Origin of the sequence: Streptomyces spongiae (assembly GCF_009377185.1) — a bacterium.
Classification (GTDB): Bacteria; Actinomycetota; Actinomycetes; order Streptomycetales; family Streptomycetaceae; genus Streptomyces; species Streptomyces spongiae.
In genome coordinates, this window is record NZ_VJZC01000016.1 from 34,255 (window position 1) to 50,200 (window position 15,946).

The following is a 15,946-nucleotide window of genomic DNA, read 5'->3' on the forward strand; positions in this document are numbered from 1 at the left end:
CAGTCACGGCAGAGCGGTCCCTCGCAGTCAGTGCGCCCCCGTAGGATGGACGTCATGGCCAAGACCAGTACGACGACCCAGGGGCTGCGTGCGGCGATCGAGCGCAGCGGCTACTACCCGGCCCTCGTGGCCGAGGCGGTGGAGGCCGCTGTCGGCGGCGACGCCGTCCGGTCGTACCTGGTCCATCAGGAGACGACGTTCGACGCCAACGAGGTACGGCGGCACGTGACCGTGCTCGTCCTCACCGGCAACCGCTTCATCGTGAGCCACACCGATGAGCAGGCCGCGGACAGCACGTCCCCCACTCCGTACGCCACGACGTCCACCGAGTCCGTGAAGCTCGGCCGGATCTCCTCGGTCGTCGTCAGCCGGGTGGTCGCCAATCCGGAGTCGTACGCGCCGGGCACCCTGCCCCGCGAGGTCGTCCTGACCATCGGCTGGGGTGCCGTCTCCCGCATCGACCTGGAGCCCGCGGCCTGCGGCGACCCCAACTGCGAGGCGGACCACGGCTACACGGGCAACTCGACGGCGGACGACCTCAGCCTGCGCGTCAGCGAGGCCGGGGACGGCCCGGAGACGGTGCGCCAGGCCCTCGCCTTCGCGCAGTCCCTCTCCGAGGCGACCGCGGACGTCGCCCGCTGATGTCCCACGCGTCCCCGCCCGCCGCCCCTGACGGAGGGCGCTCGGTGCCCGCCCCGTCCGCTCCTCACTGGGACCAGCCCCACGCCCTCGCCGTGAGCTCGGCCCCCGTGCCCGAGTACGGCACGGGCTCGCTGGCCGACCTCCTGCCCACCCTCGCGGCCGGCATGGAGGTCCCCGGCACCACCGCCGCCATGACGGAACTGACAGCGGCCGACCGGAACTGCGTCTTCCTGATCGACGGGCTGGGCTGGCAGCAGCTGAAGGAGCACCCGGACGAGGCCCCCTTCATGACCTCGCTGCTCGCGTCGTCGCGGGGCGGCACCGGCCGCGCGATCACCGCGGGCTACCCGGCGACCACCGCGACCTCCCTCGCCTCCGTCGGCACCGGCCTGCCCCCGGGCGCCCACGGGCTGCCGGGCTACACGGTCCGCAACCCGGAGACCGACGAGCTGATGAACCAGCTCCGCTGGATCCCCTGGACCGCACCGCGCCAGTGGCAGCCGTACCCCACGATCTTCCAGCTGGCCGCCGAGGCGGGCGTCCACACCGCCCAGGTCTCCTCCCCGAACTTCCAGACCACGCCGCTCACCCAGGTCGCGCTGAGCGGCGGCACGTTCCACGGCCGGCTCTCCGGCGAGGAGCGCATGGACCTGGCCGCGGAGCAACTGGCCGCCGGAGACCGCTCCCTGGTGTACACGTACTACGCCGAGGTCGACGGCAAGGGTCACCGCTTCGGCATCGACTCCGACGCCTGGCGCGGGCAGTTGATGTACGTCGACCGGCTCGTCCAGCGCCTCGCGGAGCAACTCCCGTCGCGTACCGCCCTGTACGTCACCGCCGACCACGGCATGATCGACATCCCGTTCGACGAGCAGCACCGCATCGACTTCGACGAGGACTGGGAACTGCGCGCAGGGGTGGCCCTGTTGGGCGGCGAGGGACGCGCCCGCCATGTGTACGCGGTGCCCGGTGCCGAGTCGGACGTCCTGACCTGCTGGCGCGAGGTGCTGGGCGAGCAGTTCTGGGTGGCGTCCCGCGACGAGGCCGTCGCGGCGGGCTGGTTCGGCCCCACGGTGGACGAGCGCGTGTACGCGCGCCTCGGTGACGTCGTGGCGGCGGCCCGCGACGACGTCCTGATCATCGCGTCCGAACGGGAACCGAAGGAGTCCGCGATGGTCGGGAACCACGGCTCGATGACGCCCGTGGAACAACTGGTCCCGCTCCTGGAAGTACGCACCTGAAGCCTCCCGTCCCCGGCCCGGAACCCGCGCCCGGTGCCCCTCCTTGCCCCGAAACCCTCTGAAAGGTCAGCAACTCCCCATGCCCGAGCTGGTGTTCTTCTCCGGAACGATGGACTGCGGGAAGTCGACGCTGGCCCTCCAGATCGAGCACAACCGATCGGCACGCGGTCTCCAGGGCATGATCTTCACCAGGGACGACCGCGCCGGCGAGGGCAAGCTGTCGTCGAGGCTCGGACTGGTCACGGACGCGGTGGAGGTCGCGGACGGCCAGGACCTGTACGTCCACCTCGTCGACCACCTCTCCCAGGGCCGCCGCGCGGACTACGTGATCGCGGACGAGGCCCAGTTCCTGGCGCCCGAGCAGATCGACCAGCTGGCACGCGTGGTGGACGACCTGGACCTCGACGTCTACGCCTTCGGCATCACCACGGACTTCCGCTCCAAGCTCTTCCCCGGCTCCCAGCGTCTCGTGGAACTCGCCGACCGGGTGGAGGTCCTCCAGGTCGAGGCCCTCTGCTGGTGCGGCGCCCGCGCCACCCACAACGCCCGCACCCTGGGCGGCCACATGGTCGTCGAGGGCGCCCAGGTCGTCGTGGGTGACGTCAACCAGCCGGACATCGGCTACGAGGTCCTCTGCCGCCGCCACCACCGCCGCCGTATGACGGCGGCGACGGCTCGCGCGAGCGCGTTGTCGCCGGACGTGCTGCCGGTCGAGACGGTCTGACCTCCGGCGAATCGATCCTCCTGCCCGGGCGTCCCCCTTGAACCCAGGCTCAGCGGTCCGTGTGGACCTCAGCGGTCCGTATGGACCAGCGAGAACACCGCGCCCTCCGGGTCCACGACCGTGGCCACACGGCCGTGGGGTGTGTCCCGGGCGGGCTTCAGGAGGTGACCCCCGAGGTCGGTGACGCGGGTGACCGCCTTGTCGGTGTCGGCGACCTCGAAGGAGGTCAGCCAGTGGGGTCCCCGGTCGCGGGGGAGTGCCCTGCCGACGCCGTGGACACCGGCGACCGGCCGGCCCTTGACACGGAGGGTCACGTAGTCGACGTCGGGGGAGGCGAGCGGTTCCTGCTCGTAGCCGAAGACGCTCTCGTAGAACTTGGCGACGCCGACCGTGTCGCGGGTGAAGAGTTCGTTCCAGGCGGGCGTCCCGGGGACGCCCGTGATGGTGGTGCCGAGGTGGGCCGCGGCCTGCCAGATCCCGAAGACGGCGCCCGAGGGGTCCGTGGCGACGGCCAGGCGGCCCGCGTCGGCGGCGTCCAGGGGGCCCACGCCGACCGTGCCGCCGCAGTGCCGCACCATCTCGGCGGTCAGGTCCACGTCGGTCGAGGCGAGGTAGGGCGTCCACGCGATGGGCAGATGACGGTCGGGCGGCAGCTGACCGATGCCCGCCACCTCGTGTCCGTCCAGCAGAGCCCTTACGTACGGGCCCAGTTGCTGCGGGCCCGGCCGGAACTCCCAGCCGAACAGCGACCCGTAGAACTCCTGGGTGGCGGCCAACCCGTGCACCATCAGACTCACCCAGCATGGTGTGCCGGGCGGGTACGCCTCCCCGTTCAGACCCGCCGAACCCCGTGCCTCGGTCATCGTCACTCTCTCCTCGGCCCCTGGCGGCAGCCGTGTCACCGCCGCTCACCGTACGCGCAAACCGCGTTCACGCGCGTGCACGTCCCGTGTTGATGCTCGCATCACCCGTGGTACCGAACGGCCCAGCCGCGCCGCCGTGATGTGGCGAACCGGGAGGAAGACTGCCCGAATTACCGCTTCCCGTCCGTTGACGCTTCCTTGACGCGTGGTGTCCCGCGGATGTACAGCATGTGCCCGATCCCGTACGCCTCGTGATCGGGCCCGTCCGGCGGAGCACAGTAGCCGGACCTGGGCGACGCGGCCACCCCGTGCGCGAGGATGGGGTCCATGAACGCCATCATTTCCCCAGTCGAACTCGCGAGTGCGCTCACGGGCCCGACCCCGCCGGTCCTTCTCGACGTCCGCTGGCAACTGGGCGGTCCGAACCTGCGACCCGAGTACGAGAAGGCGCACATCCCGGGCGCCGTCTTCGTCGACCTGGACTCCGAACTCGCAGGTCCCGCGGGTGCCCGCGGTCGGCATCCGCTGCCGGACACGGAGGTCTTCGGTGCCGCGATGCGGGCCGCCGGGGTCTCGGCGGACCGGGACGTCGTGGTGTACGACGGCGGGCTCGGCTGGGCCGCCGCGCGCGCGTGGTGGCTGCTGCGCTTCACGGGGCACCCGTCGGTACGGGTCCTGGACGGCGGTCTGGCGGCCTGGGACGGCCCGCTGACGTCGGAGATCCCGAAGCCGCTTCACGGGGCCTTCACACCGGCTCCGGGCGCCCTGCCGCTGCTGGACGCCGAGGGTGCCGCCGCGCTCGCCCGCACTGGGCTGCTCCTCGACGCGCGGGCGGCCGAGCGGTACCGCGGGGACGTCGAGCCCATCGATCCGGTCGCCGGACACATCCCGGGTGCCGTCTCGGCACCCACCACGCAGAATGTGACCGAATCCGGTCGCTTCCTGCCCGCCGCCGAACTCGCCGACCGCTTCAAGGCCCTGGGTGCCTCGGACACCCCCGAGGTCGGTGTCTACTGCGGGTCGGGTGTCTCCGGCGCCCACGAGGTCCTCGCGCTGGCGGTCGCCGGCATCCCGGCCGCCCTGTACGTCGGCTCGTGGTCGGAGTGGAGCCACGACGGCGACCGGCCGGTGGCGACGGGCCCGGATCCCCGGTGATGTCCGCAGGCGGGCAGTGACGCCGAGTACGGCGAGGGCCCGCATCTGAACGATGCGGGCCCCACGGACGTACCTGTCACCAGTCGACTAGTCCTGCTTCTTCCGCCGCGTACCGAACACGATCTCGTCCCAGCTCGGCACCGCCGCGCGTCTGCCCGGACGGACGCCGTCCGCTTCGGCCTGGCGGTCGGTGGCGCCGACCAGACGGTCGCGATGGCTGGCCACCGCTCGCGGCATCAGCACGTCCGCGTACGCGGAACCGGCCGAGGCCGCGGGAGCCGGAGGCTCCTCCGCCTCGGGCTCCGAAACGGGCTCGTCCTGCGTCTCCGCCGGGGGCAGCTCGGGCACCACCAGGTCGCCCCGGTAGCTGGGGACGGCCTCCAGGATGCTGGTGAGCGAGTCGCGCTCGTCCGCCGTGCTCTCCTCGGCGGGCTCGGACGCCTGGGCGGGCAGGACGGGACGTTCCGTCGGGCGGTCCAGGGGGCGGTCCCGCGGCAGCCGGGCGATGCGCGGCACGAACGGGAAGCTCGGCTCGGCCGTCCCGAGGTCGTCGGACTCACCGATCAGCGAGCGCGCCTCGTCGTCGACGGCCTGGACGAGCCGCCGGGGCGGGTCGTACGTCCAGATCGCCGAGTGCGGCTCACCCGCGACCCGGTAGACCAGCAGCACCTCCCAGGTGCCGTCGTCACGGCGCCAGGAGTCCCACTGGGTGGTGTCCTTCTCGGCGCCGCGCAGGAGCAGCCGCTCCTGGACGGCCTCGCCGAGCTGGGGACCGGCCGCGTTCTCACCGGGGCGCCGGACCGGAGTCTTCCTGGCCCGCTCGGCCATGAAGGCGCGCTCGGCGAGCACGGGGCCCTCGAAGCGGCGTACGCGGTCGACGGGGATGCCGGCGAGCTGCGCGACTTCCTCGGCCGACGCACCAGCACGTATACGGGCCTGGATGTCACGGGGGCGGAGATGGCTCTCCACCTCGATCTCGATCTGGCCGAGGCGGGGCCGGTCGCCGCGCACCGCGGCGCGGAGGCGTTCGTCGATCGGGAGTGTGTACTCCGTTGCGTCGGCAGCCTTCAGCACCAGCCGTGTGCCGTCATTTGAGACGGCCACGACACGCAGTTCGGGCATGGGGACCTCCCGGGTGGTGCCTGCCGACGTCACGTGCGTCGCTGCTTCCGCTAGTCGAGTGTGGCCTGCCCGGGTGCAGCCTGCCACAACCTTGCCGAGTTGCCCGGCGTGTCGGGCGTTGGCCCTGAGTCGCCGTTATGGCACGGTTATCTTTTCGCAACGCTAAGTGACGAACTTCATCACCCTGTGCAACGATCCCCCTCCCGGCGGTCCTCGAAGGCCCCGGACACCCTGGCGGGAGTCCGGACCCAGGGCTCGCAACAGTACTCCATTCGGGCCACTTGCGTGGATCGGCACGCCGCCCAACTTCTCACAGGGGGTCCGAGTTGGCCGACCGAAGCCGCCGTTTTCGTGACCATGGGGCATGGTGAACCATGTGAAACCGGCGGAAACGGGACGAATTGCTTCGCTTGCGCGTCCCGTTCTCGCACGGCCGGGCGGGCGGAGGGCGACTACGAGCCCAACACCCTCCGCAGGTAGTCGTTCTGGAAGCGGCGATCGGGATCCAGCCGATCACGGAGCGCGGTGAACTCGCCGAAGCGGGGGTAGACGCCGGAGAGGTAGTCGGCGTCGCGCGTGTGCACCTTGCCCCAGTGCGGGCGCCCCTCGTGCGCCGTGAAGATCCGCTCGGCCGCGGTGAAGTACCCCTGGTAGGGCGTGCCCTTGAACATGTGGACGGCGACGTACGCGCTGTCGCGGCCCGACGCGGTGGAGAGTGTGATGTCGTCGGCCGGTGCCGTGCGGACCTCCACGGGGAAGCTGACGCGCAGAGGGGAGCGGTCGACCATCGCCTTCAGTTCACGCAGCGTGTCCCTCAACGCCTCGCGCGGCACGGCGTACTCCATCTCCACGAAGCGCACCCGGCGCGGAGACGTGAAGACCTTGTAGGGAATGTCGGTGTACGTACGCGCGGACAGGGCCCGGCTGGAGATCTGGGCGATCGTGGGGATCGTGGCGGGGGCCGCCCGGCCGACCCACTGGGCCACCTGGAACACGCCGTTGGAGAGGAACTCGTCCTCGAACCAGCCGCTGAGCTGAGGGATGGGCTTCTCGGGGCCCGCGCTGCGGTTGTTGCGCTTGGTGTTGGTGTTGCCGGTGTGCGGGAACCAGTAGAACTCGAAGTGCTCGTTCTCGGCCCAGAGTTCGTCGAACTCGGCGAGGACCTTGTCGAAGGTCATCGGCTCCTCGCGGGCCGTGAGCAGGAAGACGGGCTCCACGGCGAAGGTGATCGCGGTGACGATGCCCAGGGCGCCGATGCCTATTCGGGCGGCCGCGAAGACCTCGGGATTCTCCTTCTCGGAGCAGGTGAGGACCGTGCCGTCGGCGGTCACCAGCTCAAGTCCCCTGATCTGCGCGGCGATGGAGCTCGACTCGCGGCCGGTGCCGTGCGTGCCGGTGCTGGTCGCTCCGGAGACCGTCTGCTCCATGATGTCGCCCATGTTCGTGAGCGACAGCCCCTCGCGCGCGAGAGCCATGTTGAGACGCTTGAGCGGGGTGCCGGCCTCAACGGTGACCGTCATGGCATCGCGGTCGATCTTGCGTATGCCGGTCAACAGTTGAGGGCGGATCAACACACCGTCGGTCGCGGCGGCCGCCGTGAAGGAGTGCCCGGTGCCGACCGCCTTCACCCTCAGGCCGTCCTCCGCGGCCTTCCGTACGGCCGCGGACAGTTCCTCCACAGAAGCGGGGGTGACCTCGCGTACCGGCCGGGCGGTGACGTTCCCGGCCCAGTTACGCCACACTCCGCTCCTCGTGCTCGTCGTCCCGCTCGCTGCGCTGCTCATGGGCTCCTCCCCGCTGTGCCACCGGCCTGCGCAGCCGGCGGTACCCGAGGAAACCGACCGCGACCGCGACGGCCCCGGACACCGCCGGGACCCCGTACCCGGCGTCCGCGCCGGCGGCGTCGATCACCCAGCCGGACACGGAGGAACCGAGCGCGACCCCGACGGCGAGCCCGGTGCTCACCCAGGTCATGCCCTCGGTCAGTTGCGCGCGTGGTACGTGCTCTTCGATCAGGGACATCGTCGTGATCATCGTGGGTGCGATGGACAGGCCCGCGACGAAGAGCGCCACGGCCAGAAACGGCAAGTTTCCGACCAGTAGGAGGGGGATCATACTCACGGCCATGCCGCACACGCCCAGCAGCCACCGGCGTTCCGGGGCTCCCGCGAAGCGCAGCAGCCCGAAGACGATCCCCGCGACGCAGGATCCCGCCGCGTACACGGCGAGGACGACGCTCGCGGCGGCCTTCTCGCCCCGCTCGTCGGCGAAGGCCACGGTGACCACGTCGACGGCTCCGAAGATCGCTCCGGTCGCCACGAAGGTGCCCACCAGGACCCGCAGTCCGGGCGAGCGCAGCGCCGACCGCCTGCCGCCGCCGTGGTGTTCGCGCGGGTGCGGCACGGGCTCGGTGGCCCACTGGGCCGTCAGCAGGAAGACGCCGGCCGCCAGGAAGCAGGCGGCGAGCAGCGGCCCGGCCTCCGGGAACCAGGCCGTGGACAGCCCGATGGAGATGATCGGCCCGAAGATGAAGCAGATCTCGTCCACCACGGACTCGAAGGAGTACGCGGTGTGCAGGTGCGGGGTGCCCCGGTAGAGGGCCGCCCAGCGCGCGCGGGTCATCGCGCCGACGCTGGGGGTGCAGCCCACACCCGCCGAGCAGAGGAACAGCACCCAGTCCGGCCACCCGTAGTGCGCGGCGAACAGCAGCCCGGCCGCCGCGGCCACGGTGAAGAGCGTCGCCGGGCGCAGCACCCGCCGTTGCCCGTACTGGTCCACCAGGCGCGAGACCTGCGGGCCGGCCACAGCGGCGGACAGGGCGATGGTCGCCGACAGCGCCCCCGCGAGCCCGTACCGGCCGGTGATCTGGGAGACCATCGTGACCACGCCGATGCCCATCATCGACAGCGGCATCCGGCCGAGGAGACCCGCGGCGGTGAAACCCTTGGTGCCTGGGGAGGCGAACAGGGCGCGGTAGGGGCTCGGCACGGGGGTCTCCGGGAATCTGCCATGGGGCCGGGCGTCGGAATCTGACGGTCCGGTAAGGCGCGAACGCAGCTGAAGCAGCTTACTTGTAAGGCAAGCCTCATGCACCCGGATTCACGCCCCGGCTCTGGGCCCGGGATCTCGGCTGTCACTGCTGGGTGGCAGGATCGTAGACATGCCCGACGCACGCGACGCCACCCCCTACGACGCCCTGTTGCTCCTCTCGTTCGGAGGACCCGAGGGCCCGGACGACGTGGTCCCCTTCCTGGAGAACGTGACACGGGGGCGCGGTATCCCCAAGGAGCGCCTCAAGGAGGTGGGGCAGCACTACTTCCTGTTCGGCGGGGTCAGCCCCATCAACGACCAGAACAGAGCGCTGCTGGACGCCCTCCGCAAGGACTTCGCCGAGCACGGCCTGGACCTGCCGGTCTACTGGGGCAACCGCAACTGGGGGCCGTACCTGACGGACACCCTGCGCGAGATGGTCGCCGACGGCCGCCGCCGCGTCCTGGTCCTCGCCACCAGCGCGTACGCCTCGTACTCGGGCTGCCGTCAGTACCGCGAGAACCTCGCGGACGCGCTCGCCGCCCTGGAGGCCGAGGGCCTCGAGCTGCCGAAGGTCGACAAGCTGCGGCACTACTTCAACCACCCCGGCTTCCTGGAGCCCATGATCGACGGCCTCCTGGAGTCCCTCGCCGATCTCCCCGAGGACGTACGGGACGGAGCGCACATCGCCTTCTCGACGCACTCGATCCCGACCGCGTCCGCGGACACCTCCGGGCCGGTCGAGGACCACGGGGACGGCGGCGCGTACGTCGAGGAGCACTTGGACACCGCCCGGCTGATCGCCGACGCCGTGCGCGAGCGGACCGGCGTCGACCACCCCTGGCAGCTGGTCTACCAGTCGCGTTCCGGGGCGCCGCACATCCCGTGGCTGGAGCCCGACATCTGCGACCACCTGGAGGAGCTGCACGGCGCCGGGGTACCGGCCGTCGTGATGGCGCCCATCGGGTTCGTCTCGGACCACATGGAGGTCCTGTACGACCTCGACACGGAGGCCAAGGCCAGGGCCGAGGAGCTGGGCCTGCCCGTGCGCCGCTCGGCCACCGTGGGCGCGGACCCGCGGTTCGCCGCGGCGATCCGGGACCTCGTCCTGGAACGCGCCGCGACCGAGCGCGGCGAGGACGTGACTCCGTGTGCCCTCGGGGCACTCGGCCCGGGCCACCACCTCTGCCCCGTGGGCTGCTGCCCGGCCCGCGCCCCCCGCCCCGCCGCCGCGGGCGCCGACAGCCCCTACGTGTGAGGAGCACCGTGACCGACCAGTCCGAGCAGCGGGACCCCCTCCGGGCCGAGCTCCTGGAGATCGCGCTCGACGCGGCCACCCGCGCGGGCGCCTTCCTGCGCGACGGCAGGCCCGAGGACCTCGGTGTGGCCGCCACCAAGAGCAGCGCCACCGACGTCGTCACCGAGATGGACATCGCCTCCGAGAAGCTGATCACGGGTCTGCTGGCCGAGCGCAGGCCGGACGACGGCGTGGTCGGCGAGGAGGGCGCCAGCTTCGAGGGCAGCAGCGGCGTCCAGTGGGTGATCGACCCGCTCGACGGCACCGTCAACTACCTGTACGGCCTGCCCAGCTGGGCGGTGTCCATCGCGGCCCGCCTGCACGGCGAGACGGTCGTCGGCGTGGTCCTCGCCCCGCTGCGGGGCGAGACCTACCGGGCCGTCCTGGGGGAGGGGGCGTACGTGAACGACCGACCCGCGCGCGTGCGGCCCGCCGCCGCCCTGGAAGCGGCCCTCCTGGGCACGGGCTTCGGGTATCGGGCCGACCGCCGGGCCAGGCAGGCCGAGGTGCTCCGCGAGCTGCTTCCCCATGTGCGTGACATCCGGCGCGGGGGCTCGGCCGCGATCGACCTGTGCGACGTGGCCGTGGGCCGCATGGACGGGTTCTACGAGCGCGGACTGAACCCCTGGGATTACGCGGCGGGCGACCTCATCGCCCGGGAGGCGGGCGCCCTGACCGGTGGCCGTCCCGGAGAGCTCCTCTCGCCCGACCTGACCGTCGTGGCCCCACCCGGTCTCTTCGAGCCCCTCCAGGCCCGACTGGAGGCGCTGGGAGCCTGGCACGACTGAGTGACGCGTGCGCCCGTACGAAGCCCGCTAAAAAACCGAGCGGGGCCCCGGCACTGGATCGATGCCGGAGCCCCGCTCGGACGAGCTGATCAGACGCGTGACGCGCCGACCTCCACACCGTGTTCGGCGGCGAGGCGGTGCAGGTCGTCGAGCTCGCCCTGCTCGACCTCCACGAGGAAGTCGTCGCCCGTCTCGCGAGCCCGCGTCAGGTCGGACTCGGTTGCCCTTATGCGCTGCAGAAGTCCTGTGGTGAATGCGTCCATGCTGCGCCCCCTCGTCCTGGGTCGTGGGTCGGTGGCACGGGGGTGTGCCGTTCGGAAGGGGCGATCACGTCTCCTGTGGATGCCCAGCGCTGCCCGTGCTGGGCGGCGACGGTGCCGGACACCCACGACCACTCTGCGGAAAGCGGATCGCGATGTACCGCATGGTTGTGCGGCACAAGCAGAGCGTGATCGCGGGGTGTAAAGCCGTCCTCCCCCCGCGCCGTTCCGGGGAAACCTCAACCGGACGAGAATTTCTCGCTTCCCCGGACTCCCGGTCCCTCCCGCGTGGCCCTCCCGTGACTTACTGCCGACTTATGGCCGAAAAGGGCAGGATGGAGGTCACACACCCACGAAGACCCTGCCCGCGTGCGTCGAGAACGCGCTACGCGGGTGGACAGAGGAAGGACAAGCGACGTGCGCGTACTCGTCGTCGAGGACGAGCAACTGCTCGCCGATGCGGTGGCCACCGGACTGCGCCGGGAGGCCATGGCCGTCGACGTCGTGTACGACGGTGCGGCCGCCCTGGAGCGCATCGGCGTCAACGACTACGACGTGGTCGTCCTCGACCGCGACCTGCCCCTCGTGCACGGCGACGACGTCTGCCGCAAGATCGTCGAGCTCGGCATGCCCACGCGCGTGCTGATGCTCACCGCGTCCGGCGACGTCAGCGACCGTGTCGAGGGCCTGGAGATAGGCGCCGACGACTATCTCCCCAAGCCGTTCGCCTTCAGCGAGCTCACCGCACGCGTGCGTGCCCTGGGACGCCGGACGAGCGTGCCGCTGCCGCCCGTCCTGGAGCGCGCCGGCATCAAGCTCGACCCCAACCGCCGCGAGGTCTTCCGTGACGGCAAGGAGATCCAGCTCGCGCCCAAGGAGTTCGCCGTCCTGGAGGTGCTGATGCGCAGCGAGGGCGCCGTCGTCTCCGCCGAGCAGCTCCTGGAGAAGGCCTGGGACGAGAACACGGACCCCTTCACCAACGTCGTGCGCGTCACCGTGATGACCCTGCGCCGCAAGCTCGGCGAGCCCCCGGTCATCGTCACCGTGCCCGGCTCCGGTTACCGGATCTGATCCCGATGGCCGCGACACCCGCTCCGCCCAAGGCGCCCCCGAAGCCCACCTGGGACCCGAGAAAGCCGGAGCCGCCGTTCCCCTGGCTGCGCCCGACCATCCGGATAAGGCTCACGCTGCTGTACGGCGGCATGTTCCTGATCGCCGGCATCCTGCTGCTGTCGATCATCTACCTGCTGGCGGCCCAGGCCATCCACGAGGGCAGTGGCCAGTCGTTCCAGATCTCCGGCACCGGCGTCACCATCCGCAGCGACACCTGCCCGGAACTGAACAACGCGACCACTGACGACCAGCGCAACGCGGCGCTCAAGGCGTGCAACGACACCCTGAAGCAGCACGCCCTGGACGGCCTGCTCAGCCGCTCCCTGCTGGCCCTGCTGGGCCTCGCCGTGATCGCGTTCGCGTTCGGCTACGCGATGGCGGGCCGGGTGCTCACGCCGCTCGGCCGGATCACCCGCACCGCGCGCGCGGTCGCGGGTTCGGACCTGTCCCGGCGGATCGAGCTGGACGGACCGGACGACGAGCTGAAGGAGCTGGCGGACACCCTCGACGACATGCTGGAGCGCCTGGAGCGGGCCTTCACGGCCCAGCAACGCTTCGTCGGGAACGCCTCGCACGAGCTGAGAACCCCGCTCGCGATCAACCGCACGCTCCTTGAGGTGCACCTGTCCGATCCGGGCGCTCCCGTGGAACTGCAACAACTCGGCAAGACGCTGCTGGCCACCAACGAACGCAGCGAGCAGCTCGTCGAGGGCCTGCTGCTGCTCGCCCGCAGCGACAACCAGATCGTCGAGCGCAAGCCGGTGGACCTGGCGGAGGTCGCCTCGCAGGCCATTGACCAGGTGCACGCCGAGGCGGAGGCCAAGGGCGTGGAGATCCGCGGCGAGCGTGCCCCCGCGGTCGTCCAGGGCAACGGCGTCCTGCTGGAGCGGATCGCCCTGAACCTCGTCCAGAACGCCGTTCGGTACAACGTCCCGGAGGACGGCTGGGTGGAGGTGACCACGGAGTTCCAGCACGGCCAGGCGGTCCTGGTGGTCACGAACACCGGGCCGGTGGTCCCCGCGTACGAGATCGACAACCTCTTCGAGCCCTTCCGGCGGCTGCGTACCGAGCGCACGGGGAGCGACAAGGGTGTCGGCCTAGGCCTGTCGATCGTCCGGTCCGTGGCCCGCGCACACGGCGGCCACATCGCCGCCCGGCCGCGTGAGGGGGGTGGCCTCGTGATGCGGGTCACATTGCCGACGTGAAGGCGTGCGGACCCAGGGATCGGAGGGGGTGCGGCATCCGGCCGACCTGAGATGCGGAAGACCGTCACGATCTGACATCATGCCGCCGACACACGCCGATGTTCGCTTTGCGCGGAATTTTCCTTGAGTGCAGTAGTGAAGATCATGTGTGATCGATCACAGGGGCGAATTTCCAGCCATATACTCTCCGTGATCATGGGAGCTGTCGGAAAGCCGGGAAAATCCGGGTTTTCGGTAGTCTTGATCACGGGAAGTACACGGTGAGACGCCTTTGAAGTGCGGCCTTCGGACCGTGTACGGTCCCGTTCGCCATCCAAGCCGATCACTCTTGAGGGGTCTGGTTGGGTGTCGATTGAGTAACAGACCTTGATGTGAGGCAAAATCTCCGCCTCGGGTCGGGCACAAGTCCGGCCTCTCACGCGTTACGTGCGCTGGAGACACCTAGACACCCAGAGGGGGAGAGCGACATGGCAACGGATTACGACACCCCACGCAAGACCGACGACGACGTCGACTCGGACAGCCTGGAAGAACTCAAGGCCAGGCGGAACGACAAGTCGACCTCGGCGGTGGACGTCGACGAGTTCGAGGCCGCCGAAGGCCTGGAACTGCCCGGCGCCGACCTCTCGAACGAGGAGCTGGCCGTCCGGGTGCTGCCGAAGCAGCAGGACGAGTTCACCTGCATGAGTTGCTTCCTGGTGCACCACCGCAGCCAGCTGGCCCGCGAGAAGAACGGCCAGCCGATCTGCCGCGACTGCGACTGAGGCGGGGTCGGCCGTGACTGGCTCGACCCCACCTTGGAAGCGCCGCTTCCGGAAGGGAGCGGACGAAGGGCCGCACGACGGCTCTCACGGCGCGCGTGACGACGGGCGGGGCTCCTCCGAACTCGGAGAGGCCTCGCTCGAGCGTGCGTCCGGCACGGCGTCGGGGGGCGCCCAGGAAGCGAACACCACGGACGCGCAGCCGGGCCTTCCGGTCCCGGCGGACTCTCCGGCGTCGGTCGCCAGGCGCCGCGCGGCGGTCGTGACGGGCGCGCTCTCGCAAGGCATCAAGGCGGGCGCCCGCAAGGGCGGCAGCCGGGCCAGAGCTGCCCTGGCGCAGCTCGCCGACCGCATCATCGACACGGCTCCGCGGATTCCCGTACGGGACCTCGCGACCCTTCGCAGGCAGTTCCCGGGCCTGGGACCGGAGGAGATCGCGGACAGGCTCGTCGCCGGCGCGGCCAACGCCTCGTCGACGGTGGGGGCCGGTATCGGGGCCGCCGCGATGCTGCCGGTGCCACCCGCGATGCCCACGGAACTGGCCGCCGAGGTCACCGCCGTCGCCGCGATCGAGCTGAAGCTGATCGCCGAACTGCACGAGGTGTACGGGCTACGGCCGCCGGGGAACCTGAAGCAGCGCAGTACCGCCTACCTGAGTTCCTGGTCCGGGGAGCGCGGGATCGACGTGGCCAAGCCTGCGACGATCAACGCCGCGCTGGGCAGTCAGATGAAGCGGGAGCTGCGCCAGCAGATCATGAAGCGCACGGTGCGTAATCTGCCCAACCTGATGCCGTTCATGGTGGGGGCGGCCGTCGGGGCGTTCATGAACCGCCGCGACACCAAGCAGCTCGCCGACCGCATCCGCAAGGACCTTCGCAGACTCCAGGTCCCGTGGGACGCGCTGCCCGAACTGCCACCGCTGGAGAAGCCGGTGGATCCGCTGCGGATGGGAGAGATCCGCAAGGAGCTCGGCCCCTGACGGCGGTGCCGCTCGGCAGCCGGACCGTCACGACGGGCGGCAGCCGGACCGTCACGACGGGCGGCAGCCGGACCGTCACGACGGGCGGCAGTCGGACCGTCACGACGGGCGGGAACGCCTCTGCGCCCGTACAGAGCCCCGCACGGGCGCCGTGGCACAAGAAGGCCGGACGTACGGCCCTCGGCGCCCTACGCCGTGGTGCGAGCCGTTTCCAGGGCCGCTGACAGGCGTTCGGGTTCCCTTGTGGAGAGGTACAGGTAGGGCGTGGGGTCGGCCGGGTCGGTGACCGGGATGCGCAGAGCCCTGGGGATGTAGGCGCGCAGGAGCATGAAGGCGCGTGTGTCGGCCTTGTACGTGCGCCAGGCGCGAGCCTCCTCCGGGTCCAGGATCTCGGCGTCGCCGAGTGCGCTCACCGGGATCTTCGCCTCGCCCGCGATGAGGGCGCCGCCGACCACACGGATGCGGACCGAGCCGTAGGAACTGGCCAGGACCGCTGAGGCCGCGGTGCCCCCGACCAGCCCGCCCAGCAGCGGAAGCGTGCCGAAGGGAAGCAGGACAAGGGCCATGGCCACGCCGACCAGCGCGCAGATCAGCCACCAGGAGCGGGGCGCGGTGAGGCGTTCTTCGTACGGCGACGCGGAGGGCTGCATGGCGACAAGCTTGGCACGGTGCCTGACTTGTACAGGAATCGGGGCAGCCTGCCGCGAAGGGCCGTCGGCGTACTTCGCGCGAGGTGCTGCCGGGCAGGGCGGCGGTGGGGGACGGG

Annotated in this window: 17 protein-coding genes; 10 read left to right on the forward strand and 7 right to left on the reverse strand. The window is 70.9% G+C overall.

Going from position 1 to position 15,946, the window contains the following annotated elements; genetic code table 11:
- Nucleotides 1-54: 54 nt before the first annotated feature.
- The 3 genes from FNH08_RS04610 (at nucleotide 55) to FNH08_RS04620 (ending at nucleotide 2,607) form a co-directional block, all read left to right on the forward strand.
- On the forward strand, nucleotides 55-642 hold the full coding sequence (locus tag FNH08_RS04610) for a DUF5998 family protein (protein WP_194238366.1): 588 nt from the start codon (nucleotides 55-57) through the stop codon (nucleotides 640-642).
- Complete coding sequence (locus FNH08_RS04615; RefSeq protein ID WP_152769941.1) at nucleotides 642-1,883, forward strand: alkaline phosphatase family protein; 1,242 nt, start codon at nucleotides 642-644, stop codon at nucleotides 1,881-1,883. The genes FNH08_RS04610 and FNH08_RS04615 overlap by 1 nt, the downstream gene beginning before the upstream one ends.
- Before the next feature lie 79 nt (nucleotides 1,884-1,962).
- Nucleotides 1,963-2,607, forward strand: coding sequence for a thymidine kinase (locus FNH08_RS04620; RefSeq protein ID WP_152769942.1), 645 nt, complete (start codon nucleotides 1,963-1,965; stop codon nucleotides 2,605-2,607).
- 68 nt (nucleotides 2,608-2,675) lie between these two features.
- Here FNH08_RS04620 and FNH08_RS04625 read toward each other — a convergent pair whose 3' ends face one another.
- Entirely contained in the window at nucleotides 2,676-3,470 is a 795-nt protein-coding gene (locus FNH08_RS04625) for a VOC family protein (RefSeq protein ID WP_152769943.1), read from the reverse strand.
- Nucleotides 3,471-3,640: 170 nt separating this feature from the next.
- Nucleotides 3,641-3,799 carry a hypothetical protein gene (locus tag FNH08_RS50580; protein ID WP_194238367.1) on the reverse strand — a complete coding sequence of 53 codons (159 nt, stop codon included), beginning with the start codon at nucleotides 3,797-3,799 and terminating at the stop codon, nucleotides 3,641-3,643.
- Between FNH08_RS50580 and FNH08_RS04630 the strand changes: the two genes are divergently transcribed.
- Nucleotides 3,798-4,625: a sulfurtransferase gene (locus FNH08_RS04630; protein ID WP_152769944.1), complete on the forward strand. Its 828-nt coding sequence runs from the start codon at nucleotides 3,798-3,800 to the stop codon at nucleotides 4,623-4,625. The two genes, FNH08_RS50580 and FNH08_RS04630, sit on opposite strands and share 2 nt — an antisense overlap.
- A gap of 87 nt (nucleotides 4,626-4,712) precedes the next feature.
- Here FNH08_RS04630 and sepH read toward each other — a convergent pair whose 3' ends face one another.
- The 3 genes from sepH to FNH08_RS04645 all read right to left on the reverse strand — a co-directional run bounded on the left by sepH (nucleotide 4,713) and on the right by FNH08_RS04645 (nucleotide 8,735).
- Complete coding sequence (gene sepH, locus FNH08_RS04635; protein ID WP_152769945.1) at nucleotides 4,713-5,747, reverse strand: septation protein SepH; 1,035 nt, start codon at nucleotides 5,745-5,747, stop codon at nucleotides 4,713-4,715.
- A gap of 452 nt (nucleotides 5,748-6,199) precedes the next feature.
- Nucleotides 6,200-7,531 (reverse strand): D-arabinono-1,4-lactone oxidase, encoded by a 1,332-nt coding sequence (locus FNH08_RS04640; RefSeq protein WP_152769946.1) that lies wholly within the window; start codon nucleotides 7,529-7,531, stop codon nucleotides 6,200-6,202.
- Nucleotides 7,479-8,735: an MFS transporter gene (locus tag FNH08_RS04645; RefSeq protein WP_322723690.1), complete on the reverse strand. Its 1,257-nt coding sequence runs from the start codon at nucleotides 8,733-8,735 to the stop codon at nucleotides 7,479-7,481. The genes FNH08_RS04640 and FNH08_RS04645 overlap by 53 nt, the downstream gene beginning before the upstream one ends.
- A gap of 172 nt (nucleotides 8,736-8,907) precedes the next feature.
- Between FNH08_RS04645 and FNH08_RS04650 the strand changes: the two genes are divergently transcribed.
- Nucleotides 8,908-10,035, forward strand: coding sequence for a ferrochelatase (locus FNH08_RS04650; protein WP_152769947.1), 1,128 nt, complete (start codon nucleotides 8,908-8,910; stop codon nucleotides 10,033-10,035).
- Nucleotides 10,036-10,043: 8 nt separating this feature from the next.
- Nucleotides 10,044-10,862 carry an inositol monophosphatase family protein gene (locus FNH08_RS04655; protein ID WP_322723692.1) on the forward strand — a complete coding sequence of 273 codons (819 nt, stop codon included), beginning with the start codon at nucleotides 10,044-10,046 and terminating at the stop codon, nucleotides 10,860-10,862.
- 89 nt (nucleotides 10,863-10,951) lie between these two features.
- Here the strand turns inward: FNH08_RS04655 and FNH08_RS50585 are convergent, their stop codons facing one another.
- Nucleotides 10,952-11,125 (reverse strand): hypothetical protein, encoded by a 174-nt coding sequence (locus FNH08_RS50585; protein WP_194238368.1) that lies wholly within the window; start codon nucleotides 11,123-11,125, stop codon nucleotides 10,952-10,954.
- A gap of 414 nt (nucleotides 11,126-11,539) precedes the next feature.
- Here FNH08_RS50585 and FNH08_RS04660 point away from each other — a divergent pair, with 414 nt between their 5' ends.
- From FNH08_RS04660 to FNH08_RS04675, 4 genes are all read left to right on the forward strand, one after another.
- Nucleotides 11,540-12,193, forward strand: coding sequence for a response regulator transcription factor (locus tag FNH08_RS04660; protein WP_181662400.1), 654 nt, complete (start codon nucleotides 11,540-11,542; stop codon nucleotides 12,191-12,193).
- Nucleotides 12,194-12,198: 5 nt separating this feature from the next.
- Nucleotides 12,199-13,440 (forward strand): sensor histidine kinase, encoded by a 1,242-nt coding sequence (locus FNH08_RS04665; protein ID WP_152769948.1) that lies wholly within the window; start codon nucleotides 12,199-12,201, stop codon nucleotides 13,438-13,440.
- A gap of 467 nt (nucleotides 13,441-13,907) precedes the next feature.
- Nucleotides 13,908-14,204 carry a DUF4193 domain-containing protein gene (locus tag FNH08_RS04670; RefSeq protein ID WP_005481602.1) on the forward strand — a complete coding sequence of 99 codons (297 nt, stop codon included), beginning with the start codon at nucleotides 13,908-13,910 and terminating at the stop codon, nucleotides 14,202-14,204.
- Nucleotides 14,205-14,217: 13 nt separating this feature from the next.
- Nucleotides 14,218-15,180 carry a hypothetical protein gene (locus FNH08_RS04675; RefSeq protein WP_322723695.1) on the forward strand — a complete coding sequence of 321 codons (963 nt, stop codon included), beginning with the start codon at nucleotides 14,218-14,220 and terminating at the stop codon, nucleotides 15,178-15,180.
- 188 nt (nucleotides 15,181-15,368) lie between these two features.
- Here the strand turns inward: FNH08_RS04675 and FNH08_RS04680 are convergent, their stop codons facing one another.
- Nucleotides 15,369-15,830, reverse strand: coding sequence for a DUF3093 domain-containing protein (locus tag FNH08_RS04680; RefSeq protein ID WP_152769949.1), 462 nt, complete (start codon nucleotides 15,828-15,830; stop codon nucleotides 15,369-15,371).
- Nucleotides 15,831-15,946 lie beyond the last annotated feature (116 nt).